Annotated in this window: 1 protein-coding gene; it reads right to left on the bottom strand. The window is 57.4% G+C overall.

From position 1 onward, the window contains the following. Positions 1 to 1,977 (bottom strand): amino acid adenylation domain-containing protein (locus tag ACFVSN_RS45105; protein WP_387959317.1); only part of this gene is annotated, 1,977 nt, incomplete at both ends.

Raw genomic sequence — 1,977 nt, 5'->3', positions numbered from 1 at the left:
GTAATACGGTTTTTGTTCACGATAAATCATCCGGAGCGCATCATGGTGCACCGTCAGGACATGTAATGTTTTTTCTGTTATCTCCGGATCAAAGCCGTCTTTCGCGTGAAGCATGACGGATTGATTCCAGTGGTGTTTGTCCGTGAAGTTTTTCTCAAAGAACCAGCGCTGGATCGGCGTTAAGTCCGCTTCACCTTCGACAGGGCCCTGGTCGGCCTGCTTGCCTTCCGTCCGCTCCACATAAGAGACGAGTTCTTCGATGGTCGGGTGCTGGAAGAGGTCTTTCATCTCCAATTTATACCCGTGCTGGTTCAGGCGGCTCGCCATTTGGATGCCTTTGATCGAGTCGCCGCCGAGCGTGAAGAAATTATCGCTTACGCCGATCTGGTCAAGACCGAGCACTTCCTGCCAAATGTCAGAAAGCAGCGTCTCCATCTCCGTTTCCGGCGCTTTGTACGCGGCGCTTCCCGCTTCAATGTCCGGTTCCGGCAGGGCTTTTTTGTCAATCTTTCCGTTTGCGGTGACCGGAAGCTCGTCCATCTCCACCCAGAACGCCGGCACCATGTAGTCAGGCAGCGTGTCTTTCAGCGCGGCTTTGAGCGTTTCGATATCGTCCTGCTGAGGCGCGACATAGGCGCAAAGCGCGGTATTGCCCGCTTTGTCTTCCACCGCCGTCACCGCTGCGTCATGAACGTCCGCAAGCTGGGCGAGGCGGACTTCGATTTCTGAAAGCTCGATCCGGTAGCCCCGCACTTTGACCTGCTGGTCGATACGCCCGATGTATTCGATGCCGCACTGCGCGTTCCATTTGACGAGGTCGCCGGTCCGGTACATGCGCTCGCCGGGCACGAACGGATCGGCGGTAAACCGCTTCGCCGTTTCTTCTTCACGGTTCAGGTATCCGCGCGCAAGTCCGCGGCCTGCCACGCATAATTCACCGGCAATGCCTTCCGGCTGCACCTGATCGCCGTCGCCGAGAATATAAGCTCTCGTATTGGCAATCGCCCGTCCGATCGAAAGCGACCCTTCCTCCGGATTGATGACGCCGCTTGTCGCGACGACGGTGTTTTCCGTCGGGCCGTAGTTGTTGACGATCGTGTACGGCTGTTTCACCGCCCGCTTCAGCTTATCGCCGCCGACGAGAAGCATGCGGAGAGAGGTATTTTCCAGCTCCATAAATTGTTCGGCGAGCTGCGTAGGCAGGAAGGTGATGGTCACGCCGTGCTCTTCGAAATAGTGATTTAAGCGGGTGATATCCAGCCGGATCGCTTCGTCAATGACGTGAAGTTCCGCGCCGATGGTCCATGTCGGGAACATCTCCCAGATGGAGGCGTCAAAACCGAAGCCCGCGTATTTGGCGCTTTTATCATCCGCCGTCATGGCGAATGCGTCGTGATGCCAGAAGCACAGGTTCACCAGCGCATGGTGTTCGACCATGACACCTTTCGGCTGTCCGGTCGTTCCTGACGTGTAAATCATATAAGCGAGATGATCCGCCGTTGTTTCCGTCTGCGGGTTCGCTTCATCATTTTCATCAAGCGGCAGGCTCAGAATGGAGCGTCCGCCGTCAAGCAGGATCGTTTCTCCTTTGTAGCTGTCCGGCACGCCCAGCGCTTCCTGTGTGAGAAGAAGCTTCGCGCCGCTGTCCTGCAGAATGTAGCTGATCCGCTCTTCCGGGTAGTCGGGGTCAATCGGCACAAATGCCGCGCCCGCTTTCAGGACGCCGAGTACGCCCGCGGCCATTTCCAAGGACGGTTTCGTCAGGATGCCGACACGCTCGTCAGCCGTGACGCCGCAGTCCATGAGAATGCGCGCGATGCGATTCGCCCTTGCGTTCAGCTCGCCGTACGTCCATTTCGCGCCGTTGTATGCCGCGGCCGGCCGGTCCGCGTAGCGGGCGGCCGTTTCTTCAAAGAGACGGTGAACCGTTTTGTCCCGCGGCACAGAAATTGTTTTTCCTTTCCATTCGTCAAGGAG

This window comes from Kitasatospora sp. NPDC057904, from assembly GCF_042887925.1.
Lineage (GTDB): Bacteria > Actinomycetota > Actinomycetes > Streptomycetales > Streptomycetaceae > Kitasatospora.
The sequence above is the reverse complement of the archived record's forward strand: the minus strand, read 5'-3'. Positions and strand labels throughout refer to the sequence as shown.